The sequence below is a fragment of the Nonomuraea sp. NPDC050783 genome (assembly GCF_040802095.1).
Classification (GTDB): Bacteria; Actinomycetota; Actinomycetes; order Streptosporangiales; family Streptosporangiaceae; genus Nonomuraea.
Genome location: NZ_JBFAHK010000018.1, coordinates 82618 through 107235 on the forward strand (window position 1 = coordinate 82618; position 24618 = coordinate 107235).

The window sequence follows — 24618 nt, forward strand, 5'->3', positions numbered from 1 at the left end:
GGCCGCATGCCGCGATTGACGGAGGCCGAGCGGAGGCTGTGGAACGCCTTCCCGGCCGGCGAGTTCGTCGACCTCGGCGGGGCGGCCCCGGGCAGGAGGCGCGGCTCCAACGCCATCGTCACCACCGCCGCCGAGAACGCCCCGAAGGACGGCGACACCTGGGGCCCCGAGCGCACGATCAGGGCCAAGGTCATCGCGTCCCTGCTGCTCGGCGCCCGGGAGGCGGGTGCCGGCACGGTCCCGGCGGTCCGCCTGCGCGGCGCCCGCATCACCGGCCAGCTCGCCCTCGTCAGCGGGACGATCCCGTACGAGCTGGTCATGAGCGGCTGCCACCTGGACGAGCCCGTCCAGCTCACCGGCGCCGCCACCCGCACCATCCGCCTGACCGACTGCGCGCTGCCCGGCCTGAGCGGCGGCGGCCTGCGCGTGGCCGGCCACCTCAGCCTCTCCGGCTCGGACGTCACCGGCACGGTCAGGCTGGCGCGGGCCGTGTTCGAGAGCGGCCTGTGGCTCGGCGGCACCAGGATCGTCGGCGACGACGACGAGTGGGCCCTGTACGTCAACGCCACCGTCATCGACGCCGGCCTCTTCCTCCGCAACGCCCACTGCACCGGCGGCGTCAGCCTCGTCGGCGCCCGCCTGAACGGCGGCTGCTTCATGCAGGGCGCGACCCTCCGCAACCCGGGCAAGGACGCCCTGACCGCCGACAACGTCGTGGTCGAGGACGTGATGCGCCTGGGCGACGGATTCCGGGCGGAAGGCTGCGTACGGCTGCGCGGCGCCCGCGTCAACGGCATGCTCGAGTTACGGGGCAGCGTACACAGCCCCGACACCCGTTACGCCCTCCACATGAGCTACCTGGAGGCCCGCGAGGTCGTCCTCCGCCCCGCCGAGCCCATCGACGGCGTCGTCACCCTCGCCCACAGCAAGCTCGGCACCCTGCACGACGACCCCGCCACCTGGCCCGCCAAGCTCCGCCTCAACGGCCTCACCTACGAACGCCTGCGCGGCCACGGCATCGACCGCAGGATCGACTGGGTCACCCGCGACCCGGAGGGTTTCCGCCCGCAGCCGTACGAGCAGCTCGCCGCCTGGTACCTGAGCGACGGCAACGACGTGCTCGCCCGCCGCGCCCAGCTCGCCAAGCTCCGCGCCCGCCGCCGCACCCAGGGGCTGGGCGGCCGCATCTGGGGCCGCCTGCTGGACGTCGCGGTCGGCTACGGCTACCGGCCCTGGCTGGCCGGCATGTGGTTCGCGCTGCTGCTGGCCATCGGCACGGCCGTCTTCGCCGGCCACCCGCCTCGCCCCCTCAAACCGGACGAAGCTCCGCACTTCAACGCGTTCGCGTACGCCTTCGACCTGCTGCTGCCGCTGCCCGCCTTCGGGCAGCGGGAGGCGTTCGACCCGGTGGGGTGGACGCAGTGGCTGGCGTACACGCTGATCGTCGCCGGCTGGGTGCTCGCCACGGCGCTGATCGCGGGGGCTACCCGGGTTCTCCGTCCGCAATGATCTTGCGCAGGATGACCGGCAGGTCCTCCGGGAAGTACTTCTCCTCGGTGCTCTCCAGCTCCTCCGCGCCCCACCACCGGTAGGCGGTCGTGGTGTCCTTCTCGATCTGCTCCATGTGCTCGAACGACACGGTGGCGGCCGCCTCGCCGACGCGGACCGCGTAGAAGGTCTGGTCCTGGGTGATGGCGTACCCGCCCCATTCGAAGGAGATGGTGCTGGTGCCGTACGGGCCGCTGAACTCGCCGGCGCGGACCCGGATCCCGACCTCCTCGAACAACTCCCGCGCCGCCGCCTCGACCAGCGTCTCGCCGTTCTCCATGGCCCCGCCCACCGTGAACCAGAACGGCTGGTCGGGCCGCTCGGGATCGAACCCGCGCAGCAGGAGCACCCGATCCTGGTCGTCGAGGGGCAGGGCACGTGCCGTGAACCGGCGCAGGGGGATCTTCGTCACACTGTCGAGCTTACGGCGCCCCACCCTCTGCCGACATTCCACAGAAAAGCCCCGCACCGCAGCAGAAGAGACACATGGCCGCCACCGCCCCCGCAACGACCACATGCCTCATCCACCGGCCCTGGCGACCCACGACCTGGCGACCCGCGACCCCCACGACCGCACGCCACCCCTCGACCCCGAGCCCCGCTCACCCGGCACCAGCACCAGCACCAGCACCACGGCAGGAGCAATCCCGGCCCGGCAAGCGTGCCGACGCCGCCCCCTGACGCCGCTGCACTGGGCTGCGCTGGACTGGACTGGGCTGGACTGGGCTGGGCTGGACTGGGGCTGCACTGCTACCGATAGTTGACGAACTGCAACGCGATATCCAGATCCTTACCCTTGAGCAGCGAGATGACCTCCTGCAGATCATCCTTCTTCTTCGAGCTGACCCGAAGCTCCTCGCCCTGAATCTGCGCCTTGACCCCCTTGGGCCCCTCATCGCGGATCAGCTTCGAGATCTTCTTCGCGTGCTCCTGGTCGATGCCCTCCTTGAGCCCGACCATCATCCGGTACTCCTTGCCGGACAGCTTCGGCTCCCCAGCATCGATGATCTTCAACGAGAGCCCGCGCTTGACCACCTTCTCCTTGAAGACGTCCAGCGCCGCGTTGGCCCGCTCCTCGCTGTTCGCCTTGATCTCGATGTTGTTCTGCCCGGACCAACTGATGCTCGCCCCGGTGCCCTTGAAGTCGAACCGGTGCCCGATCTCCTTGACCGTCTGGTTCAGCGCGTTGTCGACCTCCTGCCGGTCGATCTTGCTGACGATGTCGAACGACGAATCAGCCACAACACCCACCCTCTCAGCTGCGAAGTCCTGTACGGATCCGCCCGCCCAGGCGTACCCACGTGCTCGACGCGGCACCGGACACCCCGAAGCGCTCGGCACTCAGAGATGCTCGATACCTCGAAGCGCCCGACACCCCGGCACCGACACGCCACCGGAACGCACGGACCCAGCGAACGAGCCTAGCCAGCATCGCCGCCGTATGCAGGCCACCGCCCCCCGCCCCGACCACCCCATGCGCCCGCACCCCCCTGGGCCACACCCTCCACCCCCGCCCCGCACCTCCCGACCCCGCCGTAACCGACCACGAGAACTCGCCGCAGGACAAACCGGTGTCACGCGCACCTCCGAAGTCCGCTATTCTTCTGTCTGTCGCCGCGAGAGCGGACCGACAAGGCAGGTTGCCCGAGTGGCCAAAGGGAGCGGTCTGTAAAACCGTCGGCTCAGCCTACGCAAGTTCGAACCTTGCACCTGCCACCAGCAGTAACAGCAGGTCAGAGGCCCTTCGGGGCCTCTTCTGCGTTTCAGGGGTCATGCAGCCGGATGCCGCCGTGAGCGGCCTGTTGTCGCAGGTCCCGGAATATGTCCGGAATGGATCATGAAGCGTTTCCCCTGGTCGGAGGCCATGATCCAGAGGATTCGCGGAACGCGCGGGCGTGGGAACGCAGTGGGAACGGCGAAGGGTCCCGGTGGCGTTCCGGGACCCTTCTGGATAGTGCTGGTTAATCATGCGGGGAGGGCGTCCTCAATCCGCTTGTTGGCGATCTCCTGTTGGCCGTCGAGGCACTTGGCATAGACCCTGAGGAGCACGTCCACGCCGTGCCCGGCTCGCTCGGCCACGTCCGGGGCGGGCACGCCCACGTTCAGCCAGAGGGACACCGCCGCGTGCCTCAGGTCGTACGGACGGCGAGCGAGCGGTGAGGCGAACTGGGCGGGCGTCAGGGCCAGCTTCCGAGCCTCCTGCCAGACCTCCGTGTAGGCCGTCGAGGCCACGACTCCACCACGCTCGCTGCGGAACAGCCGGCCATCCTCGGCGACGCCGAACTCCTCGATATGTTGCCGAAGAATCCGAACCAGCTTGGGCGGGATGGGCACCGGGCGGACATCGTCGCGGCCCCGGTGCTTGAGCCCGCGTTCCTCATGGGCGTCGCCGGTGTTGGTCCATTGGACGTTGACCTCCGGGCGGGAGACATCCACGAGGATGCGGCCCCAGCCAGTTGCCGGAAGATGACAGTCCTGCTGTCGGAGCGCCACCGTCTCGCCGGGGCGGAGGGCGGCGTAGTACATGCACGCGAACATGGCCTGGAGCCGACGCCCGCGGCCCCGCCCGCCAACGGAGGCAACTGCGGCCAGCAACGCCTCAGCCTGACGAGGATTCACTACCACCCGCGGATCCACCGTCTCCGTAGTCTTGGGCGGCTTCCACTTGACCTTGTGCACGGGGTTGGCGGGCAGCTCCTCCAGCTCCACCGCGTACTCCAAAACGGCGTGAAGGACCGCGCGCTTGCGGCGGATCGTGTTCGCGCTCGCGGCCTTGCCGTCGAGGCGGAGGGCGAGGGCGTCGAGCGCCAGGCGAACCGTCTTGGCCTCGTTCAGGTCGGTCAGGTCGAGCGAGGCACCTTCCAGCCACCGAAGCGCCTGCTTGCTCTCCAACGGCACATCCGGACGGCGCTTGGTCTCGGGCAGGAGAGCGTACTTGCGCAGCGCGGTACGCAAGATCTTGGCGTCCGGACGGCCGGGGCGCTCCTTCGTGAGAGCGGGCAGGGCCGTGGCGAGAGCGTCAGAGATGCTGTCGCGCGTCTTGGCCGCCGCGTGCGGCCACTTCATGTCGATGTACGCACTGACGAAGGCGTAGACGGTACGGGCCTCCTTCGCCCTGATCACCGACTGAGGGAGGCCCGTCTCCAGGTCGAACAGCTCACCCTTCTTGGCGGCCTGGCGCAGGTCAGAGAGCCAGTTGTTCGCCTGCGCCGAGGTGCGGAAGGTCTTGGACTTCTCCCGCCCGGCCACGGTCCAGCGCACGGTGTAGGAGATCGTCTTGCGGTTCTCGCCGGGCTTGGTGGACCTGTTCGGGCGGATGTCCCAGAACTTCACGTCGTAGGAGGCGTTCACGCGACCTCCCGCAAGGACTCCAGCCAAATGTTGAGTTCGCTGCGGTAGATGCGGAGTTCGCCGTTGGGCAGGCGGATGCCGTGGGGAGCCTTGCCGATCTCGCGCCAGCGGTAGAAGGTGCGGCGGGAGACTCCGCCGAGCTCGTTGAGTACCTGGCGGACGGTCAGGAGTTCGTCGTGCTTGGTCATGCGGCCCTCCCCATGTCCTCGGTTGCCGAAAGATCTTGTCCGGCTGCTCTGGCTTCCAGCTCTCTGAGGTGGGCTCGCCAGCGTTGGCGTTCGTGGACGGAGCGGAGAAGCCTGGCGGCGAGGGGTGGCACGTTGGCGTCGCCGGCCGGGACGGGGCGCCAGATGTAGCGGTGTGGGTCGGTAGGTTCGTCGGTCTGGCCGAGGGCTTCCAGGACCCAGGTGCGGCGATCCTGCTTGTGTTCGGCCAAGGTCTTGTTGGACCACTTGCGGGAGACCAGAACGCGACGTCCGCCGTAGCCGAGGTGGTCAGGCTTGTGGGCCTTGCCGCGGCACCGGCCGGGCTGCATGCCGGGCTTGGCTCCTTTGGGCTGGACGCCGTAGCGGAGCCAGTTTGGGCAGGTTGGCGAGCAGGGTTCGTGGCGGAGAGCGTCGAGCATGCGGGCGGCGTGCTCGCGTTGAACCTGGCCGCCGTCGAGGGCGTCGCCGAGGGACTTGGTCAGGTACTTGGACAGGTAGCGGATGCACTGGTCGGCGTCCGGGGTGCCGGCCAAGACTCCTTGGACGTCGATCTGTTCGCCGAAGCGCAGCACGTGAAGGGGTTCGGCGTCCTCGTCCAGGGCGTCGAGGGCTTCGTCCCAGGTGGGCAGAACTTCCCCGGTGGCCGGGTCGAGGTAGCCGGCCTGCTCGTCCCAGACGGGCAGGTGGTCACCGTCGAAGCGCACTTCGTCGGCCTGCGGCCACCAGACCTGGTGATAAGTGGCGGCGGCTATCTGCTTGATCTCGGCGCGCGGGAGGGTGCCGCGGATGGCCATGTGCAGGTGCGGGGCGAGCCGCTTCTGAGGTTCGACGGCGGCGAAGTACTGCACGTCATAGCCCGCGACCCGGCGCAGGTTCTGCACGAAGCGGTCCACGAGCTTGGAGAAGTGCAGCGCGTCCCGAGCGGCGCGCCGGTAGTCGTAGGCGTCCGGGTCGATCGGGACGCCGTTACGGATCTTGCCGTAGCTGGGCAGGGTGAGCGTGACGAACAGCGACGGCCGGTAGACCTTGCCATCGGGCGCGTGGAAGGTGCGCCCGAGGGTGGTCCTGGCCATCTTGCGCTTGGGCAGATTGGGGGCGTCCTGCCGCCTCCGGGTCGATCGGGTGCGCTTGGGCACCGCGGATCCGGTGATGCTGCCCCTCATCCCGGCGGCGTTGATCTCCTCGTCCAGACCGGAGAGGACGGCGTCCAGGTCGGTGGTGTCGTCGCCGGCCTGCGCGGCGGCGTCGCGCTTGGCCTGCATGTCGGCGCGGAACTCGACCAGCCAGCGCTGTTCCTCGTTCGGCTCGTCCGGCGTGATGGCCGGTTCGGTGTCGAGGTGCCAGCCCTCGCGGCATTGGGCAATGCGAAGCTGCCGGTTGCGCTTGGCACACGGCGGGCATTTGCTGTCCAGGGTGGAGCCGCATGGGACATCGATGATCTCCCACTTGCCGGTGTGGGTGTCGAGCCGCCGGAGAGGGACGGGCCGGATGCAGACGCCGTGCTGCTTGGCGACCTCCACGAGCACGTCGCGGGCCATCGGCATGGCTTGGCGTACGGCCCGAGGAAGAGCGCGGTCGTGCGGATGTGTCATAGGTGCCTCCCTTCGTCGGTGGTCTCGGACAGCCGCGCGCAGAGGCGGTAGCGATTGTGCGAGGGGTGGGCGTGGATGCGGGAGTGGTGGAGCTCGAAGACGCGCATGCGGGGCAGGTCACGGGCGGTCAGCAGGACCAGCAAGGGACGGCCGGCGACCCGGCTGATTTCGTCGGCGGTGCCGTGGAAGCAGATCATCATGCCGCACCGTCGGGCGACCCGTAGATGACGGCCATGGCGCGGATGTCGGTGTCGGTGACGTAGGCGGCGCGGACCCGGACGGGTTCGGGGCTGGCTTCCAGCCGGACGTAGCCGACGCCCGCGCCCAGTTCCGGAACCGGCGAGATGTGGTCGGCGAGCGCGCCCCGGTCACGTGCGCCGTCGCCGAGGACCATGTCCACCTGTTCCGACTCGTCCAGCCGCAGGGCGATCTTGTCGGGGAACAGGTTGCGGATGTTCATGACCTCTTTGCGCGGGTCCTGCAACGCGGCCAAGACACCGACACCAACCGCGCGTCCTTGGGTGGTGAGGGTGGCCAGCGCCGAGGAAATCCGCTGTCTGAGCCCGCGGTCGGACTGGTAGGCGGTCAGGAACGCCACCTCGTCGACCACGACCAGGACGAACGGGTCATCGACGGTGGGGGTGTGGGAGCGCTGGAGACCGGCGAAGCGAGCCGCCCGCTTCTGCATGACGCTCACGGCCTCGTCCAGCAGGTCGGCGCACTCTTCCGGAGTGGCCGCGTAGCGCGGGCCGAACAGGTCGCGGCCGTAGGACAGTTCCATCAGCTTGGGATCCAGCGCCCACAGCTCGACCAGGCCCGCACGGGCGGCGGGGAGCAGCGAGCGGATGACGGACCAGATGATCGACCCCTTGCCGGCCCCGGTCGCGCCCGCGACGAGGACATGGGTGCCGTGCACCTTGAGCCGCCACGGCCGCCCGTCCTCTTGCCTGCCGATCTCGACCGGCCCCACGGTCGGCAACTCCGGTATGGGCAGCGCCGGCAGGGGCGAGGCGAGTGGATCGCTGCGCGGGAAGGTCAGCGTCAGCCGACCAGCGTGCGACAGCGCCACCCGGCACGACTGCGCGCCAAAGCCTTGGGCCAGGTGGTCGGTTCGGTCGGACCAGTCCTTGACCGCTTGGCCTTTGAGCATGCGCACGGTGACCAGGTCGGCCCACGAGGTGCAGGTGACCTTGCCCAGCCGGGGCAGGTAGTCGCGGCCCCTGAGATGGCGGCCGAGACCGGACACGATCATGACGGGTTGCCAGTGACGGCGGTAGACCCAGACGAGCCGCCACCAGGCCAGCAGCCGGAAGCCGACCAGGCGGGCGAACGACGGCCGGTCGAGGAACGCCCACGAGGCCAGAGCCAGGACGACCACGCCGAGCAGGCACGCTGCCGAGGGCCAGCCATAGAAGTACCAGGCAGCGCCGAGGGCCACCGGAACGAGGGCCGCGACGGGGTGACGCCAGATCGTACGGACAAGCCCGGCGAGCATGCGCCAGGCGAGGATGACGATGGTGAGGATGGCGGGAGTGGTGACCACGGCCGGGCGAAAGACAACGGCCGTGTCGGGCGTGGTGGAGACGAGGTTGCGCGCCTCGTCGCCAGGCAGCCGCTTGAACATAAGCTGGGAACCTCTCGTGATTGAGCAAGTCGTGGGAGAACCGAGGGGCCGCCGGAAGTTGCCGCTTCCAGCGGCCCCGCCTCATGTGTCAGGCCGCCGTGCCGGTGGTGTCCGGGGTGGCGTCCTTGTCGTCGGCCGTCTGTTCGGCGTGCAACTGCTCGCAGTCGGCCAGGTAGCGAGCGGCAGCGGTGAAGATCTCGCGAGCGGTGGCCAGATCGGCGTCGGTGACCGGCCCGGCCCCGGTGGTGGAGATGTGCACGTTCGCCTCGTGGGAGCTGAACTCCAGGTACGGGCGCGGTTCGCTGAGCAGCAGTCCGGCGCGGACCTTCAGATGCGGCGTGTGGAAGGAGACGCCGACCTGCGGCGTGGACTCCGGCCGCATGGACAGGGTCAGGTAGGTGTAGGGGCCGAGCGTCACGCCGCGACCCCCTTACCGTCGGGCAGCCCGTAGAAGCTGCGCTCCAGCGAGCGGGCGAAACGCGATGCCTCACGGGCGAGCTGGCGCGCGAACTCCAGGTCCTCCACCGTGACCGGCCCGCTGGTGGTCACCAGGACAGAGGTGGCGCCGAAGTCGAGCGCCAGAACGGGCTCACGACGCGGGAACGGGTGGTTGAGGGTACGGGCGGCGTGCCCGGTGGTCAGCCGGATCACGCTGTTGCGCGGCGTACGGCGTCGGGTCATTTAAGCGGCATCCTTTCCGGCCGAAGCCTTGCTCTGGGCGGGCTGGTTGAGCTGGCGGGGCGCGTGCATCTCGCGGACCTTGATCGAGTACGCGAGACGGCCGGCGGCGTTGACGTACGGCGTGACGGACATGCCGTCGAACTCGACCGGCGTGAACGGCAGCCCCGGCATCGGCTGAGGGGGCACCGGCTGCACCGGGGCGAGGATCTTTACCGCCACCGTCTTCTGGGCGGGCTTGAGGGTCGGGTCACCGTCCATGACCGCGACCTGCCAGACCAGCTCACCGGTCTGCTTGTCGCGGGCCTGCACGAACCGGCCGCCGGCGGAGGCGTCGAAGTCCTTGACAGGCTCGACCTCACCGACGATGTAGCAGCCGTGCGGGAAGACCATGGGGTAGGTGACGGGGATGGGTCCCTGGATGGCCATGTTGTTCCTCTCGATAGCGGAGGACAGCTCTACGTTCGCTCGTCCACTTGTCCGCACGAGTTGAGAGTAGGTGACCGCAACTCGTCCGCACAAGTGGTTGAGCGGTAAGTGACGGGTAAGAGTTAGCTCACCTTGAAGACATCTTCGAGCACGTGCAGGCTCCCCGGCAGCGCCAGGCTCACCACCATCAGCACGTCGCCGGCCGGATCGTGCACGGTGGCCAGCACCCCGAGAACCGGGTTGGACGACCCGAGCAGTTCCGCTTCCTCCTTGGTCGGCTTGCGCGAGCTGACCCGCTCGGTGATGTGGTCGAAGCGCAGATGCTTGACCGCCTGGAGATGCTGGCGGATACCCCGCCGCAGAGGTTCGGGCTTGTCCAGGTCCGTGCCGATAGCGTGCTCCAGCGGCACCCAGATCGTCTCTACCGCCGAGACCACATCGGCCTGCCGCGCTACTCTCTTCCGCGCGATCAGCGGCGTTCCCTCGGCGACGCCAAGCAGGCGCGCGACATGACGGGGAGCCGGTACGCGCCCTGCTTCTAGGACCGCATCGGCGTTCTCGCCCTGCTCGGTCGTGCTCAGGCTGGGCCGTACGGCCTCGGCAGCGCTCTGCGGGCGACCTTTGACGAACGACCCGCGGCCGTGCTCACGCTCGATCCACCCCTGCATGGCCAAGGTCTGAAGAGCGCGCACGACAGTGGTCCGGCCGACGCCGAGTTCGCGCACGAGCTGGGTCTCGGACGGCAGCATGTCACCCGGGGCGTACTCGCCCGATTCGATCCGCTCCTGAATCGTCCGCATAACCTGCGCGTATTTGGGTGGGGCGAAATCCATGCCCATCTCAACCGCCCGTTCACTCTTCCACTTGTGCGCATAAGCACAGTACCGGCTGAGGCAACCGCCTGTCAGCGGCCCTCGTCCAAAGGGCAGCAGGATGTAACCGGCTCACGAGCCTTCACCAAGGCAACGCACGCGGGGCACGCCCTGCGCGCAGTCACAGAGAAGGGCACCGACCAACCACACATCGGCAGCGGCCAGGCCGGCGACGAGCACACCGCCACCTCGGCGCCCGGCTCCACGGCGTGCATCTCGGTCGACTGCCCCGTCCTCATAAGCCCGGTCACGAACGCCGGGGGAGCAGCTACCACGATGGGCTCCTTCAGATCGAGGTCATCCCACTGGAGCGGCCAGCGCCGTATGCCATAGGGCAGTTCACAGGCGTAGCCGTCGAGCCGAACCAACGCCGTCGTGCCGTTGCTCAGGACCGCCACCACCACGCCCTGACGCCCGACCAGCGCCGAGTGAAGAGCACGCGTGCGCACATGGCTGTGGAAGGTGTCCACGATCGTCGCTCTCCAACCGATGCGCGAACCCGGGTCGCTCACGACGACTCCGAAGCCTGCCGAGACCGGAGTTCGGCGTAACGCATCGCCACCCGGCGCGCCGCCCCGAGAGGATCACTCGCCGGATGCCACGCATAAATAACCCGGTGGTGGTCGGGATTCCATCCGGTACGCCAACAGAACCGCCTACCGTCGCACCAGACGACCAGACCCACCCAGACCGAAACCAGCGCCAGCCCATAACCATCATGGACATCGGCATTGATCCCTTGGTGGCGCAATTCCTGTTGCAGGAACGCGGCCGATCGACAGGGACCGCCGCCGATCAGCATGGAGGCGGTCACTTGGCGGTCCGCTCAAACAGCACGGACCCCGCCGGATCGAGATATGCGCGGAAGATCTGACGGCTTGACAAAGCGTCAGAACCCGCGCCGAAGTCAAAGACTCTATGCACGATGCTGCCCCGGACAGAGACGTCGCCCGGCACGCTCCGCATCGCCTTGCGCAGCTCGTCCATCGCCGTGGCCTGGAAAGCCGAGGACCCGCACGCCCCCAGGGCGTCGCCCTGCTCCGAGGGGATGCGGACCTCCCACTCGAACCGCTCCTGCGGCGTCTCGGCCGACCCCGGGCAGTGCAGGCAGTCCTCTTGCGCGGACGCTGCCAGACCCAGCCCGGTGGCCGCGACATGGCCGCGCCGAGTGACGATCTTCCAGCCCCGCCCGTCGCACTCTGTACATCTGACTGGCGTTGTCATGCCGGACAGCATGATTGCCGATACTTTTCAGACCTATCCCACGCTGATATACGACCACGGGATATAGGCTCCGCCGCGCGAGGGAAAGCATCATCCGGGCGCGAAAAGCCGGAGGTAAGCAATGCAGAATGGCGCGTTCGACCCAATCGAACTACCCGCCGTCGTCTGGGAACAGGAACAGACCCGGGACATTCTCAGGAAGCGCGACATCGCCGGACTTTTCAGAATCGCAGCCAAATACGGCGCCAGTCAGGTCCGCATCGGCACTGCCACCGGTCTCGGCCAGCCCCGCGTCAACGCCATCCTGCGCGGCAACGGAACGATCAAAGAACTCGCCGTCATCGAGCGCATCGCCGCCGGCCTACGCCTGCCCGATCACGCCCGTATGCTCCTCGGCCTGGCCCCGCTCGACATCGCCTCACCCACCGGCGACCACGACGACGAACACGAAGAGCAAACCACCGAACTCCTCGGCCGCCTGGACGCCGCCTCAGCAGTAGACGACACCACGGTCATGATCCTTCGCACCGACACCAACAACCTCCGCCTGCTGGACCGCCGCCTCGGAGGACCCGCCATCGCCGACAAGATGCACGCCCAGATGGCCCAAATCCAACGCGCCCACCGCCACGCCATCCGCCCCACCATCCGCGCCCAACTGGCCCACCTCCTCGCCGAAACCGCCTCACTCGCGGGATGGCAGGCCATCAACACCCTGGCACTCAACGACGCCTGGACCCACTACGAACGCGCCAAAGCCGCCGCCTACGAAGCAGACGACGCAGCCCTACTGGCCTATGTCTCCGGTGAACAGGCATACGTCCTCATGGAACTTGGCCGCCCCGCCGAAGCCACCGAACTCCTCCAGCACGTCCACCAGCAACACCGCCACCACACACCCGCGAGACTCCGCACCTGGCTCTCAGCAGCCGAAGCAGAAGCCGCCGCCATCCTCGGCGACGAAACCACCTGCCGCGCCGCTCTCCACCAGGCCACCACCCTTCTCCCCGAAGGCGACGGTGACCCGGACATGCCCTACCTATCTATCAACGCCCACCACGTAGCCCGCTGGCGCGGCAACTGCCTCGTACGCTTCGGCGACCCCGACACCGCCGACGACCTCCGCTCAGCCCTCGCCGGCATGGACGGGACCTACAACAGAGCCGAATCCGGCGTACGCTGCGACCTCGGCCACGCCCTCCTCGCCGCAGGCGACCCCGAAGCCGCCCAGCCCCACATCCAACGCGCCCAGCAACTGGCCACCATGACCGGCAGTCGTCGGCAACGCCGCCGCATCGACGAACTGGCCAAGGCCGTCAACCGCGCCCTCGGCCGTTGAGCCACACCTGAGCCTGAAGCAACCCGATCAACGTCCCCGACGTCCAGATGTCCCCGCGGGCAATCATGCCCGGGATCTCGCTCATAGGGACCCATACAAGCCGGTCGGCCTCCACCTCACCTTCAGGCTTGCCCACCAGCTCAGCCCCGCGCCCCACGAACAGGATGTGCTCGGAGTCGACCATCCCCGCCATCGGCTGATACGAGACCAGATGCTCAAGGCCCGCCGGCCGATACCCGGTCTCCTCCTCCACCTCCCGCAGAGCCGTCACCATCGGATCCTCACCGACCTCGATCAGCCCACCGGGAAGCTCCCATCCCCATCGATCGAACACGAACCGATGCCGCCACATCAGCAAGACCCGATTGTGTTCATCCAGCACGACGGCGATTGCGGCGCGATCCAGATGCACTACATGATGCTCGAACCGCTCCCCGCCGGGGATCTCAACGTCGGCCAGCCCCAGCCGAATCCAGCGGTTGTCGTAGATCAGCCGTTCCCCATGCACAACCCATCGCGTCAGCTCAGCGTCATCAGCCACACCGTGAAGCTACCGTCTTAGTCAGCTCAGGGCATACGGCTTCTGGCCATTAATCTGAGGTGATAGTCCTTCAAATGGGTGAGCCGCTCACAGCGGCCAATGAGGCAACCATAACGATCGCTACATGCTCTGATTGGGCAGAGACCGGCACATAGCAGTCATCGCTGCCCAAACCTGATCATTGAACTGTGCCGTGTTAGCTGATGTACTGTCCTTCAACATCAGTGTTGTCGATGATGCGAATGCTGCGAGGAAGCCTTGACTGGTAAGACGGAGTCGCCTGCCCTCCTGACGGGGATTGAGGTTCGGGGGCTTTTGGGCCAGTTCGACCATAATGTCTCTTTTGATCCGGACTACGAGTTCATTATCCTCCATGGCCCCAACGGCGTAGGCAAAACAACACTGCTAGAGCTAATTTCGGCAATCTTCAATCTCCAAACAGGCAAAATAATTGCGACGCCATTCGATTCGGCTCGACTCCTCTTTTCGGATGGCGCTTCTTTGACTGTGGATAAGACAGAGCAGCTCACGCTACCAGATATAAGCGAAGATCACGGAGATATAACACTATATGTCAATCTCGTAACCCCCGCAGGCAAGGAGTACCCTTGGCGGGCGGAAAACAACACGGCGAGGATGGATCCTGCTTTTTTGCGATTTCTGGAGCGGGATACGTCGTTCAAACGGATGCCTAGCGGACTATGGCGGGATCGGCGCACGGGTAGAGTAGCTGACATTAAAGAAATTGCGGATCGCTACGGTATTCCGCGTTCTCAAGGCATTCCATCGCTCCGAGATGTTCCGATCGAGATCCGAGAATACCTCGATTCTATCAATGTGCATCTCATCGAAACGCAACGCCTGCTTAGCGCGCAGAGAACAGCTAGAAAGCGCCCCCTCGAAGAGGGCGAGCTGAACATGGCTACTGTAATTGAGTTTTCCGAGGATTTGGCAAAGCGCTTCAGAGATGAGCTAGCCAAAAACTCCCGTATCTCTCAGCAGTTGGATAAGCAATTCCCTCGCCAGCTGCTGCATGGAGGAAGTGAGCCGCCAGACGATGCCACGGAAGAGAATATCCGATCTCGCTATGACGAGCAAGGTATCCTGCGTAGGAGGCTCTCCGACATCTCGCTCCTGGATACTTCTGACGAGATACCGCTTCCTGAAGGAACGATGCCGCCCTGGCAGCGCCTTGTTCTGTGGAATTATCTCAACGATACCGAGACAAAGCTCAAAACGTTCGAGTCGCTACTGAAGAAGATAGACCTGCTGCAAGATATTGTCGACTCACGCTTTCTGCAGAAAAAACTAGTCATCGACCGAGAACAAGGGCTTCGATTCAAGACATCCGGCGGCACACTGTTGCATCCGGGGCAGCTTTCGTCGGGAGAGCAACATGAACTTGTACTGATCTACGAGCTCCTGTTCAACGCCGACCCGTATAGTTTGGTGCTCATCGATGAGCCGGAAATATCGCTGCACGTAACTTGGCAGCAAGCATTTATGGGCGACCTGATAAAAATTGCTAGCCTCGTACCGCTGCGCTTCATCGTAGCTACACATTCGCCTCAAATTGTGCACACATGGCGTTCAAGGATGATCCCTCTGCTGGCTGAGGATCGTTAGATTGGACTGTAGGAATGTTCGAAAGCCTCACCTCTGATGATCTGTACGCCTACATTGTAATGCTTCGGTCAATCGATCGAAGGGTCATGATGATCGTCGAGGGTGAAGCAGACTTCCTCGCCTTGAAGGATCACGTAGATGAAGCTGATGTGAACATCGTCCCCGGAAACGGCAAGGCGATCGTTGTTCCTGCCATTACACTGCTAAATAATGATTCAGTGCCAGACGTGATTGCCTTAGTGGACCGCGATCTCGAAGATCACGCTGGCAACCCTTCTCCATCTTATGGAAACTTGTTTTTCACCGATCGCCATGACTTGGATGCAACCATCTTCTACACCGGCTCCATATGCGATCGTATAGCTTATAGCTTCGGCGGCAGGAGCGGGATCGACGGATTCCTTGCCAATGGTAGCTGCAAAACAGTTGCCGAGGCCGCCACACTTCTAGCTCTCCCTCTCGGCGCCCTAAGGCTGATCTCGGTTCGGGACGGGTATGATCTTCCTTTGAAGAAATTCCCTTTGGGAGAGGTGACCAAGGGGAAATCCACGATTATAGATGTCAACAAGATGGCTCAGATTGCGATACAGAGATGCTCTGGAGCCGTCACCATTGCTCCTTCGGATCTCGCTGGCAAGGTGTTAAATGAGCTTACTAGAATATCAGATGGAATGCCTTTCTGCTCTGGTCATGATCTGGTCCGAGCACTTACCATAATTCTTCGTGTTCATGCATCATACTCCGTAGCTGCAGATGTTCTGGAAAAAACGCTCCGCGCCGCTTTCGGGTGTACAGAGTTGGCCAGTTGTGTTTTCTTTAGCCAGATCAATGTTTGGCGACGCGAAAACAGTCGCAAAATCTGGAGATGCGCTACTCTCGCCGCCTGAATGGTTGGCGTGAAAAGTGGGTTAGCTTCGTTGACGAATTGACCCTACGAGTATCAAGCGGCGGCGCGCCGCGCCGCCGTATGCCCCGCGTCAGCGCCGCCACGCTGCGCGTGCGGCCTGGGGGCCGTTCTCGCGCGGCGCGCCGCGCGGGGCATCGCCGTACGGTTGCCCCTCCGTACGCGCCGAACCCGCCGACCGAGCGCCGCACCGCCGCGCAGGAAGCCGACGCGGTGAGACTCCCACTCTCTCTGTTTGCGTCTACGCTCTGCCGCCGGCCGCGCCGCCGCCTCCCGCCTATATGGCAGGCGGCGGCGCGAGTTGTCCTACTTTTTCCCCCAGCGCGATAGAGCGGTAACGACGGCCGGGACGTCCTCGGGGCGCGCCTTCTTCAGGGCTCGCAGGCCGATCACAAGCTGGACCGTCTTGTTGAGTGGGTATGGGATCCCAGTGGCAACCACAGGGACCCACCAGAGCTCGCTTGCCTGACCCAAGATCTCGGGCAGCATGGACTACACCTTTCGAAAAGGCGTAGTCCCTGTAATCAAGGTGGGCGGCGCTGGGTGCCCGGCATCTCAGAGAACTACTTGTGCCTGCTGATAGGGGTAGATCCGAAGTAAGCGTCCACCCCAGAATAGCCACCATTGCCCTCGGCTGCGCTGGCATTCCGACTCCGCCACCATCGAGGCGAGGTTGCGACCTGTGCCGTATCAGCTCATCGCAGGACCGGCTGGAAACTTGGAGGTAGTGGGCCTCTGCCGGTACCGCCCTTTCGATCGCCTGATGATGGCTGATGTCTAGCCGTGGTCGGGGGCGATCGACGAGCCGTGCTTCGTTCCTCAGCACGGCTCACCGAGCAAGATCGTTGCGGTCCAGCTCCATGCCGAGGCACGAAACAGCAGGAGAGATGCTGTCTCCCATGATCCGGAAAATGCGCGGAATGATCTGTGAGATAGGCCGTCTGCCGCATGGCTGCACCGCAGGCCACGGGCTGTTAGGCATCAGAACGGGTGACGCCCTGTAAAACCGTCGGCTCAGCCTACGCAAGTTCGAACCTTGCACCTGCCACACCAGCGGGAAGAGGCCCGTCACCAGCGGAAACGCGGTGACGGGCCTCTCGCGTTGTATCCGGCCGTCCATGGCCGCCACTGGACGACTATGGCTGATCGTTTCCAATACGTTCCCAATCGATCAAGCCTGGGAAAGAGGAGCATGCGCTTGCGGTTGGACGTATCGGCCGCGGCTCGTCTGCCGTCCTTGGCCTGGTTGATCCTCGCGAGCAGCCCGCGGGTGAGCACGGCTCCGGACCCGCTTCCGTGAGCGCGGTCATGGGTATGGTGCGCGTTCTTACCTCTTTGTCCGCCGGCCGTGTCTCCACAGGAGGTAGCCGACCGGCAGCACGAGCACCAGCAGCCGGGCGGGTTCATCGCGGATGCCGTCGAACTGGAGTTGGCGCAGCAGGCCGGCGCGTAGGGATTCGTCCCCGGTGAGGAGCGGGGCGAGGGCCACCAGCCCGTACACCACCAGGGCGTCCATGGCCGCCGTCAGCGCGCGCCACCCGGAGATCGGCGGCGCCGGGGAGTCGGATGCGAGCAGCACCAGCAGGGCGGCCGCCAGCAGGCACAGCTCCCAGAGTCCCCAGCCGCCGGACAGAGCCTCGAACCAGTCCGGGGTGAACATGGGCAGCGAGCCTGAGCAGATGCCGTCCCCGTGGTAGTCGGCCGAGAGCGGCCGGACGAGCGCGATCAGCGCCAGCACCCAGGCGACACGCGGTCCCGTCGTCGCCGAATGCCGCCGGATGAGGGCGATCAGGACGGCCAGCACAGGCACGGCCAAGGTCGTCGCGAGGTCGGTGAGGGTGGCGAGGTCGTCGCGCAGCGGCAGGAACGGCGAGCGGTCGATCGAGTCGTACAGGCGTACGCAGCGTATGACGCCCTCGGTGAAGCCTCCGTAGTGCTCCGTGGCGTAGTACTTCTCCGGCATGCCGGCGGCCGTGAACAGGGAGGACCAGTCGATCCAGTTATGCCAGGTGTCCCAGGTGGGGTAGGCCGCAGCGGCGAGGGCCGCCATCCACGCTAACGGGGCTGAGGGTGACACGTCAGGGGCTCCTTCTGCTTCTGGCGCACCCTATCGGTGATCTTGAGCGGAGAGCGTTGAGACTGCTGGAGAGCGGCACTGTCAATCCCCTGAAGTGTGGAGACGGTTCTATGCCACAGCGGTCCTCAGCAGGGCCGATGAGGCGTGTCTTTTCTCGATCATGTGACGTTCGAATGTGATGGGCGGCAGGCCGTCGTTGGCGCTGTGCCGTCGGGTGGTGTTGTGGAAGTCGGCGATCCAGGTCGCGATCTTCAGGCGGGCCTCGGCTCGGGTGCGGAAGCGGTGGCGGTGCACATACTCGACCTTGAGGGTGCTGTTGAACGCTTCGGCGGTGGCGTTGTCGAGCGCGCAGCCCACGCGGCCCATGGACTGGACCACGCCCAGGCGCCGGCACAGCTCCTGGTGACGGGCGGCCGTGTATTCGGCGGATTCAACCGGTCGTCGCAACACCTCGATTTGGGAGGCGTTGATGGGTCGGCCAGCTGGATGGATGCAGGCGTTGACGGGACGGTCACCGATGAAGTCGCCGGGCGCTCCAGCGCATCGGCGGGAGATTGAGCGGGTGTTCTGGCGAGAGATCGCCAAAGGGCTTCTTGCTGAGGAGGCGGCTGCTGCGGTCGGGGTGGCGCAGGCTGTGGGTGGTCGGTGGTTGCGGCATGGTGGTGGCATGCCACCGATGGATCTTGCCCCGCTCTCCGGCCGCTACCTGTGCTTTCAGGAGCGGGAGGAGATCGCGATCTGGAAGGCGCAGGATGTCGGGGTTCGGGAGATAGCCTGGCTGCTCGGCCGCCACCCGTCGACGATCTCCTGGGAGCTACGGCGTAACGCCGTGACCCGCGGTGGCCGGCTGGACTACCGCGCGTCTGTTGCGCGGTGGAAGGCCGACCTGGTGGCCCGGCGTCCAAAAGTGGTGAAGCTGGCCACCAACGACCGGCTGCGCCACTACGTGCAGGAACGGCTATCCGGTCAGATCCACGGGCCGGACGGGACGGTACTCGGGCCGGAGGCTGGGCCGTGGAAAGGGCGGAACAAGCCGCACCGAGGAGATCGCCGATGGGTGACCGCCTGGAGCCCGGAACAGATAGCCAACCGGCTGAAGGCCGATTTCCCTGATGATGAGTCCATGGGCGACCTCCCGATTCGATAGCCGGTCAGTGCGTTAGATCCACTACAGCCGCACAGTGCGGATCGTCCCCTGGTTTCTCAAACAGTTCCCGTTCCTGCGACCGAGAGAACACCTCCGCGATCACGGCGGGCCCCGCCTCTGCAAGCCGCACATCACACGCCACCACATCGGGATCATCCTGATGCCGCACGTAGAGTCGCATCCGGCCCTCACCCAGGTACAGGAAGCCGACCAGCAGTGACGGTGCCTTCTCCTGCGCCTCATAGCTCGGAAACGGACAGCTCAGCGTGGTCAGCAGCGTATGCGCTCCGTCTTCCAGACGCTCCTCGCTGGGCACCTCCTCCAGGAGCCTGATCAGCGGCGTATCGAGGACGGTGTCCACCTGATCGCTGGAGTAGGAGCGCAAACCGCTGGCCTCGTGCCGTACGCGGCTGACTGCCTCCCATGGGAGCAGTACCTCATCCTGCTGGAAGAGCGGGATCTCGTAGATGGCGCCGAGCTCGCCGACGGTGGCCTTGCGACGGCCGACGGCGACTCGTACGGCAGGCGACCGGCGGGGGGCGGGGAGGACGCCGCGGACGCGGATCTTCTTCACGATCGGCGCCTGCGTGTAGAGGATCATATGGCTGGTCACATCGGCCTGTGCCAGGGCCACTTCCCACGGCGTCATTACGACTGTCTCCCTGTTAGCGCTTGAAGGTGATGGCGGTGTGGCTGCGATGATTGTCTGGGGCGGTCCAGCGAACTGGCTGGTCAGCCGCTTGAAGGTCTGTGAGCCACGTGAGGCGAGCAGGGCTGCCCGCGACGGCGCCGGTGGACTGTTGAGGGGTCAGTTGATTCACCCCGTGCTATGCCATCGACCCGTCGTGCCATTGCCGGACCGCGTCCAGGTGCTCCTGGCGGTCGATGGCCACGAGGTTGGAGCGGTACAGGCCAATGGTGTCGGGAGCGTTGAGATCGGCTCGCGTGCACAAGCGCAGGACGTTGTCCAGCTCGTCCACCAAGAAGACCCAGCGGTAGTGGGCGAAGACGAGGTCGAGCAGTTCGCCGGCGTCGCCGCCGCAGTTCGCCTGAAGCTCGGGATGCAGTTCGAACAGCAGCGTCGGCGTCGCGGTCAGGGTTTGAGCCGCGCCCTGCAGCACGAAGCCCTCGTACCCCTCGACGTCGATCTTGATGACGTCGGGTGGCCCGAGGCCGCTGCCGTCGAGGTAGGCGTCGATCGACGTCATGGGTACGGTGACGGCCCCAGAAGATGTCCCCACATTCGCCACGGCGGCCGAGTGCTTGCCGGACTGCTCGCCCGACAGGTGGATGGTCAGCTCGCCGGGCGCGGCCCCGACGGCCATCTGTTCTACGGTCACGCGGCTGTCGAGGTCGTTATGTCCGACATTGCGTCGCAGGTAGGCGGCGTTCTCCGGGGCAGGCTCGAAAGCGATCAGCATGCCGTCCCGGGGCAACCGTGCGGCGCCCGTGCAGGTGTAGGCGCCGATGTTCGCTCCGACGTCGATTATCGAATGGCTCACCGACGCGAGTCGCTCGAAGACGCCGACCTCGAACTCCTCGTAATATCCCCCCGAGATCGACGGCATGATCGTCGCGTCCCACATCGGACCGGTCAGCACGACGCCCCGGTATCGAGCCTCCACGTCTCGGTCTCCGGCGGCGACGCCTACCCGGAACACCGCATGATAGAGCCGGTTGACCAGCGGAAAGCGCCGGACACTACGGCCCCTCAGTACGGTGCGGGTTAACCGGCTCCTGCTCGCCGCCCTAGCTGTGCGCATTAGCCCGATGGCGAGATTTTGTCGTAGTCGCTTCATGGACAGAGGCATGCTGCGGCAGCGTATCAAGCTGATCAACCATGTGTCGGTAGATTCAGTCACGGTCGCTGTAGATCGCGAGTTTCGTCCTGTGGTCGGGTGGTTGCGGTTGCGGTCGCGGTCGCTTGGTTCCGAATTATCTTGGTGGCGTTTTCGCTGGTCGGGTGTCGATCGGGGATTTGAGTAACTCGTTTGACCGGGCTCGGATCCGATCGGATCGGTGCGGTCTGACCGATGACTTTTTCGCGCCGGGCTGGTCCGTACGCCGAATACCGACTCGCAGGAGGCTGACGTCGTGCGGAAACTGAGCTTTGGCATGAACCTGAGCCTGGACGGCTACGTCGCCGCGCCCGGCGGCGACCTCGGCTGGAGCGTGCCGAGTGACGCGTTGTTCCAGTGGTGGTCCGACCGGGTGGGGGCGACCGGCCTGGCGCTGTACGGGCGCAAGTTGTGGGAGACGATGAGCTCCCACTGGCCGACCGCCGACCAGCGGCCTGACGCCACACCGGCGGAGATCGAGTACGCCGGCCGCTGGCGGGGCATGCCGAAGGTGGTGTTCTCCTCGACGACCAGTACGGTCGACTGGAACGCCCGCCTGGTCACCGGCGACGCGGTCACCGAGATCACCCGGCTCAAGGCCGAGGACGGCGGCCCCATGGACATCGGCGGCGCCACACTCGCCGCGGCGGCCATGCGGGCCGGGCTGATCGACGAGTACACGATCGTCACCCATCCGGTCCTGGTGGGCGGCGGCATGCCGTTCTTCACGGCCCTGGACAACTGGGTGAACCTGGCCCTGGTGGAGACCCGGACGTTCCCCGGCGGCGTACTCCTGACCAGGTACGAGACCAGGCGCTGAGGACCCGGCCTCGGATCGGCCCGTGTTTCGGCCCGTGCTTCGGGCCATCCAAGGAAGGGGTGCACGGTGCAGCCGAGGAATGCAGCAACCGGTGGGATCGTCAGCGAACTCCGGCGAACGCTGGGGTCACGTCCGTGGACGTAGCCGGACGTGACGCGACAGGCTGTCCGACACCCGACACCCGACACCTGGCAGACGGGGCCGGGTCGCCAGTCTGTTGAGCGTCGCCGTTCCACGAGCGGTTGGGGACGATGAGCCTCTCCTGTGGTGGATCGGCGGGAAGGTCGTTCGGGCTCGTTCCCGCGTACGGTGACTGAGCTGGCTGGCGGCCTGCCTACGTACGGAATGGGTGTTGGCGTCTGCGGCTGGTCGTACGGCTGCGCCGTGGGTCGGCAACGTGTGCGTGGAGGGCCGGGACGTGCGGCGCCCTGGAGAGCCGTCGGCTCAGCCGACGCGAGTCGGACCTCGCGCGTATCACCAGCGGTAACAGCAGGTCAGAGGTCCTAAGGGGTCTTTTTCGGTGTTTCGAGAGGCCGCCGGCGTGCCGGTCGTGGACGGACAGGCGGGGCGCGTACGACCGGTGCTCGCGCGTCTCCCGTTCGGCGGTGCGGTGTCGTCCCCATCCGCGGCGGTGGCCCGTCCGATCAGGCTGTGCGCGGCCCTGGCGACGGCTCGGCCCGGCCAGTGAGCCGGCCGGCGGGCCGACCAGTGAGCCGACCAGTGAGCCGGCCAGTGAGCCGGCCAGCGAGCCGGCCGGACTGCGGATTGTCGGTGCGGTGGGTCATACTCCGCCGAACCAGGATGATCACCGGTAAGGCGAAGGCGTTGACATGGCACAGTTGCTGCGGAGGCTCGACGACGAGATCTACGTCGAGTACAACACGTTCGGGCTGGACGGCACCGACCTGCCCACGTGGGGGTCCCCCACCGACGAGATCTACCACTTCGTCGCGGGTGTGCGCCTGGAGTCCTGGGACGCCGAGCCGGGGCCCGCGGACGCCTCGTGGACGCCGGTCAGCTCGGCGACGTTCGTCGCGGAGAGCGGCGTGGTCGCGATCGCCGCGATGATGGAGAGCCGGGGGCACGACTTCCTGATCGGGCCGCCGCACTTCGAGTACGGCGTGGCCATGTACCTGCGCGAACCCGAGCCGGGCGACGGGTACGCCACGGGCGAGTGCGCGGAGACCTGGCTGCTGAGGTTCTGGCCGATCCGGGATGTCTTCGACCCGATCGCGCACGCGGCGCCGTTCTCCTACATCGCGCGCGGGGTCCTGTACTACTCGATCGACCTCGAACCCGAGCAGCTCGTGCAACCGCCGGCGCGGCGGGAGGTGCCGGTGCCGGTCTCGGCGGCGGCGGACTGGGCGTCGCTACGCGCGGACCCGGACCTGGACACCTTCGACGGCTGGCTGCGCAGGCTGCACCGCAAGGCGGGGGAGAGGGGCGTCACCGTTCACGAGCTGCTGCGCGCGAGCGGGGTCGACATCGAGGACGGGGCGGACCTCACCGTGGCCTCCTGCATCCCGTCGCGGCCGCGTACGGGACGGCGGTTCAGGGATCCGCTGGTCGATCGTTACTACGCCGAGCAGTCGCGGTGGGGCTCGCCGTCCATGCGCGACCTGAGCGAGGAACTGCTGCGCGAGTACGCCGACGGCGAGCGCATCGCCAAGGAGTTGTGCCGCGGCGGCACGCACACGTTCTCGGTGCCCGTCGAAGGCCGTGACGCCTGGAACGTGCGACCGGGCACCAGCCGCCGCGTGTGGCGGTGGGAGGACGACATGCTCGGCGGCGAGCTCATGGACGACGGGCTGACGGTGGATCGGCGGATCCTGGCCAGGAACCCGTGGACCAGGCAGATCCTCGTCTCCGGCATCGTGACGATCCTGCGCCGCGATCACGACAGGCACAACTGTGGCGACATCGTCAGGTACGTGGTCCGCGACGCCGAGCCGCACGAGGCGGCCAGGGTCCTGTGCGCGGAGGCCACCTGGGAGGAGGACCCGGAGCAGCGCCGGGCTCTGGACGAGGTGGCCAGGGAGAAGCTGATCGAGCTGCGGGCCACCTACCGGAGCCGGGAGGGATGAGGGAGGGCCTGCCCTCCGGCGGACGGGACAATTCCCGTATGTGTCTTCTGTTGCGGTCAGCCGTGGCGGGGCTCGCGGTGGCCGCCTTGTTACTGCTTCTCCTCTCCTGGCCGACCAGTGACTCGGATTCCGAGCTCAGGCTGGCGATGGCGTTCGTGATGGCGCCCTTCCCGCTCAGCATGGTGGCTGCGTGGTCGGCCCGCCTGCGTTACTGGCCGGTCGTCGGTCTGGTGGCGCCCTTCGCCATGCTGGCGGTCTTTCTGCTCCAGCCGAACTATGGCTCCTGGATTCCTCACAAGACCCTTGCGTTCGGGATGCTGATAGGGGTCCCCGCGGTGGTCGGTTTCATGCTCACTGCCCTGCTCTGCGCCAAGCTGGCGAGAATGGTCGCACGCTCGGCCGGCGAAGGTGCCAAAGGTGCCGAAGGTACTGAAGGTGCCGAAGATACGGCGCAGGGCGGTGTTCGCGGGTGATCACCGCGGTCACGGGGCGCCCCGATGTCCCTTCGGGCGGCCCTGACCGGTTCGACGCGGGCCCGGGGCTCGAAGGCCGGCAGGGTCAGTGTCGTGGGGCGCGTTCCGGGTGGCGGAAGGTGACAAATGGCGGTAAAGGCTGACAAGGAGCTGTAAAAGAGCGCCTTCGCGGGGTCGCGGGAAGCGCGGTCGCCTGGTGGGACACGTACCGTGGTGGTCGTCCGGGGAGAGGCGCTGACAGGGGG

26 protein-coding genes, 1 tRNA gene and 1 pseudogene are annotated in these 24618 nt (G+C 66.2%); 9 read left to right on the plus strand and 19 right to left on the minus strand.

What is annotated here, in order from left to right; all coding sequences use genetic code 11:
- Nucleotides 1-6: 6 nt before the first annotated feature.
- Nucleotides 7-1509, plus strand: a complete 1503-nt coding sequence (locus AB0H75_RS36450) for a hypothetical protein (protein ID WP_367804210.1) — start codon at nt 7-9, stop codon at nt 1507-1509.
- Here the strand turns inward: AB0H75_RS36450 and AB0H75_RS36455 are convergent.
- Together AB0H75_RS36455 and AB0H75_RS36460 are read right to left on the minus strand one after the other, a co-directional pair.
- Complete coding sequence (locus tag AB0H75_RS36455; RefSeq protein WP_367804211.1) at nt 1484-1960, minus strand: NUDIX hydrolase; 477 nt, start codon at nt 1958-1960, stop codon at nt 1484-1486. The genes AB0H75_RS36450 and AB0H75_RS36455 overlap by 26 nt on opposite strands.
- A gap of 338 nt (nt 1961-2298) precedes the next feature.
- Complete coding sequence (locus tag AB0H75_RS36460) at nt 2299-2799, minus strand: YajQ family cyclic di-GMP-binding protein (protein ID WP_367804212.1); 501 nt, start codon at nt 2797-2799, stop codon at nt 2299-2301.
- Nucleotides 2800-3182: 383 nt separating this feature from the next.
- On the opposite strand from AB0H75_RS36460, the gene AB0H75_RS36465 reads away from it, so the two are divergent.
- Nucleotides 3183-3267, plus strand: a tRNA-Tyr gene (locus AB0H75_RS36465).
- Nucleotides 3268-3513: 246 nt separating this feature from the next.
- Here the strand turns inward: AB0H75_RS36465 and AB0H75_RS36470 are convergent.
- The 12 genes from AB0H75_RS36470 to AB0H75_RS36525 form a co-directional block, all read right to left on the minus strand.
- A complete protein-coding gene (locus tag AB0H75_RS36470) occupies nt 3514-4899 on the minus strand; it encodes a tyrosine-type recombinase/integrase (protein WP_367804213.1) in 1386 nt (461 codons plus the stop codon).
- Entirely contained in the window at nt 4896-5087 is a 192-nt protein-coding gene (locus tag AB0H75_RS36475) for a helix-turn-helix transcriptional regulator (protein WP_367804214.1), read from the minus strand. The genes AB0H75_RS36470 and AB0H75_RS36475 overlap by 4 nt, the downstream gene beginning before the upstream one ends.
- Nucleotides 5084-6697 (minus strand): replication initiator, encoded by a 1614-nt coding sequence (locus AB0H75_RS36480; RefSeq protein ID WP_367804215.1) that lies wholly within the window; start codon nt 6695-6697, stop codon nt 5084-5086. Before AB0H75_RS36480 ends, AB0H75_RS36475 begins: the two co-directional genes overlap by 4 nt.
- Nucleotides 6694-6897 (minus strand): hypothetical protein, encoded by a 204-nt coding sequence (locus AB0H75_RS36485; RefSeq protein ID WP_367804216.1) that lies wholly within the window; start codon nt 6895-6897, stop codon nt 6694-6696. Before AB0H75_RS36485 ends, AB0H75_RS36480 begins: the two co-directional genes overlap by 4 nt.
- The gene (locus AB0H75_RS36490; RefSeq protein ID WP_367804217.1) at nt 6894-8321 is read right to left on the minus strand and encodes an FtsK/SpoIIIE domain-containing protein; all 1428 of its coding nucleotides are present in this window, start codon (nt 8319-8321) and stop codon (nt 6894-6896) included. The genes AB0H75_RS36485 and AB0H75_RS36490 overlap by 4 nt, the downstream gene beginning before the upstream one ends.
- Before the next feature lie 88 nt (nt 8322-8409).
- Nucleotides 8410-8739, minus strand: coding sequence for a hypothetical protein (locus AB0H75_RS36495; RefSeq protein WP_367804218.1), 330 nt, complete (start codon nt 8737-8739; stop codon nt 8410-8412).
- Entirely contained in the window at nt 8736-9002 is a 267-nt protein-coding gene (locus AB0H75_RS36500; protein ID WP_329591030.1) for a hypothetical protein, read from the minus strand. The genes AB0H75_RS36495 and AB0H75_RS36500 overlap by 4 nt, the downstream gene beginning before the upstream one ends.
- Nucleotides 9003-9428 carry a plasmid replication, integration and excision activator gene (locus tag AB0H75_RS36505; RefSeq protein ID WP_367804219.1) on the minus strand — a complete coding sequence of 142 codons (426 nt, stop codon included), beginning with the start codon at nt 9426-9428 and terminating at the stop codon, nt 9003-9005.
- Between the two features lie 122 nt (nt 9429-9550).
- Complete coding sequence (locus AB0H75_RS36510) at nt 9551-10267, minus strand: GntR family transcriptional regulator (RefSeq protein ID WP_367804220.1); 717 nt, start codon at nt 10265-10267, stop codon at nt 9551-9553.
- Between the two features lie 65 nt (nt 10268-10332).
- A complete protein-coding gene (locus tag AB0H75_RS36515) occupies nt 10333-10770 on the minus strand; it encodes a hypothetical protein (RefSeq protein ID WP_367804221.1) in 438 nt (145 codons plus the stop codon).
- A 38-nt stretch (nt 10771-10808) separates the two neighbouring features.
- On the minus strand, nt 10809-11114 hold the full coding sequence (locus AB0H75_RS36520) for a hypothetical protein (RefSeq protein WP_367804222.1): 306 nt from the start codon (nt 11112-11114) through the stop codon (nt 10809-10811).
- Nucleotides 11111-11524: a hypothetical protein gene (locus AB0H75_RS36525; protein WP_367804223.1), complete on the minus strand. Its 414-nt coding sequence runs from the start codon at nt 11522-11524 to the stop codon at nt 11111-11113. Before AB0H75_RS36525 ends, AB0H75_RS36520 begins: the two co-directional genes overlap by 4 nt.
- Before the next feature lie 121 nt (nt 11525-11645).
- On the opposite strand from AB0H75_RS36525, the gene AB0H75_RS36530 reads away from it, so the two are divergent.
- Nucleotides 11646-12863, plus strand: coding sequence for an XRE family transcriptional regulator (locus AB0H75_RS36530; RefSeq protein ID WP_367804224.1), 1218 nt, complete (start codon nt 11646-11648; stop codon nt 12861-12863).
- On the opposite strand, the gene AB0H75_RS36535 is transcribed toward AB0H75_RS36530, so the two are convergent.
- Nucleotides 12841-13404, minus strand: coding sequence for an NUDIX hydrolase (locus tag AB0H75_RS36535; protein WP_367804225.1), 564 nt, complete (start codon nt 13402-13404; stop codon nt 12841-12843). The genes AB0H75_RS36530 and AB0H75_RS36535 overlap by 23 nt on opposite strands.
- 258 nt (nt 13405-13662) lie before the next feature.
- Here AB0H75_RS36535 and AB0H75_RS36540 point away from each other — a divergent pair, with 258 nt between their 5' ends.
- Both AB0H75_RS36540 and AB0H75_RS36545 read left to right on the plus strand, forming a co-directional pair.
- On the plus strand, nt 13663-15030 hold the full coding sequence (locus tag AB0H75_RS36540; RefSeq protein ID WP_367804226.1) for an AAA family ATPase: 1368 nt from the start codon (nt 13663-13665) through the stop codon (nt 15028-15030).
- An 86-nt stretch (nt 15031-15116) separates the two neighbouring features.
- Complete coding sequence (locus AB0H75_RS36545) at nt 15117-15917, plus strand: hypothetical protein (RefSeq protein WP_367804227.1); 801 nt, start codon at nt 15117-15119, stop codon at nt 15915-15917.
- Nucleotides 15918-17261: 1344 nt separating this feature from the next.
- On the opposite strand, the gene AB0H75_RS36550 is transcribed toward AB0H75_RS36545, so the two are convergent.
- Nucleotides 17262-18011, minus strand: a complete 750-nt coding sequence (locus AB0H75_RS36550; protein WP_367804228.1) for a hypothetical protein — start codon at nt 18009-18011, stop codon at nt 17262-17264.
- 108 nt (nt 18012-18119) lie between these two features.
- The gene (locus AB0H75_RS36555) at nt 18120-18596 is read right to left on the minus strand and encodes an integrase core domain-containing protein (RefSeq protein WP_367804229.1); all 477 of its coding nucleotides are present in this window, start codon (nt 18594-18596) and stop codon (nt 18120-18122) included.
- Between AB0H75_RS36555 and AB0H75_RS36560 the strand changes: the two are divergent.
- Nucleotides 18502-19137: pseudogene (locus AB0H75_RS36560) on the plus strand (transposase); the annotation flags it as partial. The gene AB0H75_RS36555 and the pseudogene AB0H75_RS36560 overlap by 95 nt on opposite strands.
- Before the next feature lie 25 nt (nt 19138-19162).
- Here AB0H75_RS36560 and AB0H75_RS36565 read toward each other — a convergent pair.
- Nucleotides 19163-19807 (minus strand): hypothetical protein, encoded by a 645-nt coding sequence (locus tag AB0H75_RS36565; protein WP_367804230.1) that lies wholly within the window; start codon nt 19805-19807, stop codon nt 19163-19165.
- A 178-nt stretch (nt 19808-19985) separates the two neighbouring features.
- The gene (locus AB0H75_RS36570) at nt 19986-20783 is read right to left on the minus strand and encodes an FkbM family methyltransferase (RefSeq protein ID WP_367804231.1); all 798 of its coding nucleotides are present in this window, start codon (nt 20781-20783) and stop codon (nt 19986-19988) included.
- 469 nt (nt 20784-21252) lie between these two features.
- Between AB0H75_RS36570 and AB0H75_RS36575 the strand changes: the two genes are divergently transcribed.
- From AB0H75_RS36575 to AB0H75_RS36585, 3 genes are all read left to right on the plus strand, one after another.
- On the plus strand, nt 21253-21816 hold the full coding sequence (locus AB0H75_RS36575) for a dihydrofolate reductase family protein (RefSeq protein WP_367804232.1): 564 nt from the start codon (nt 21253-21255) through the stop codon (nt 21814-21816).
- An 830-nt stretch (nt 21817-22646) separates the two neighbouring features.
- On the plus strand, nt 22647-23900 hold the full coding sequence (locus AB0H75_RS36580) for a hypothetical protein (RefSeq protein WP_367804233.1): 1254 nt from the start codon (nt 22647-22649) through the stop codon (nt 23898-23900).
- Between the two features lie 38 nt (nt 23901-23938).
- Nucleotides 23939-24373, plus strand: coding sequence for a hypothetical protein (locus AB0H75_RS36585; protein ID WP_367804234.1), 435 nt, complete (start codon nt 23939-23941; stop codon nt 24371-24373).
- Nucleotides 24374-24618: the final 245 nt, after the last annotated feature.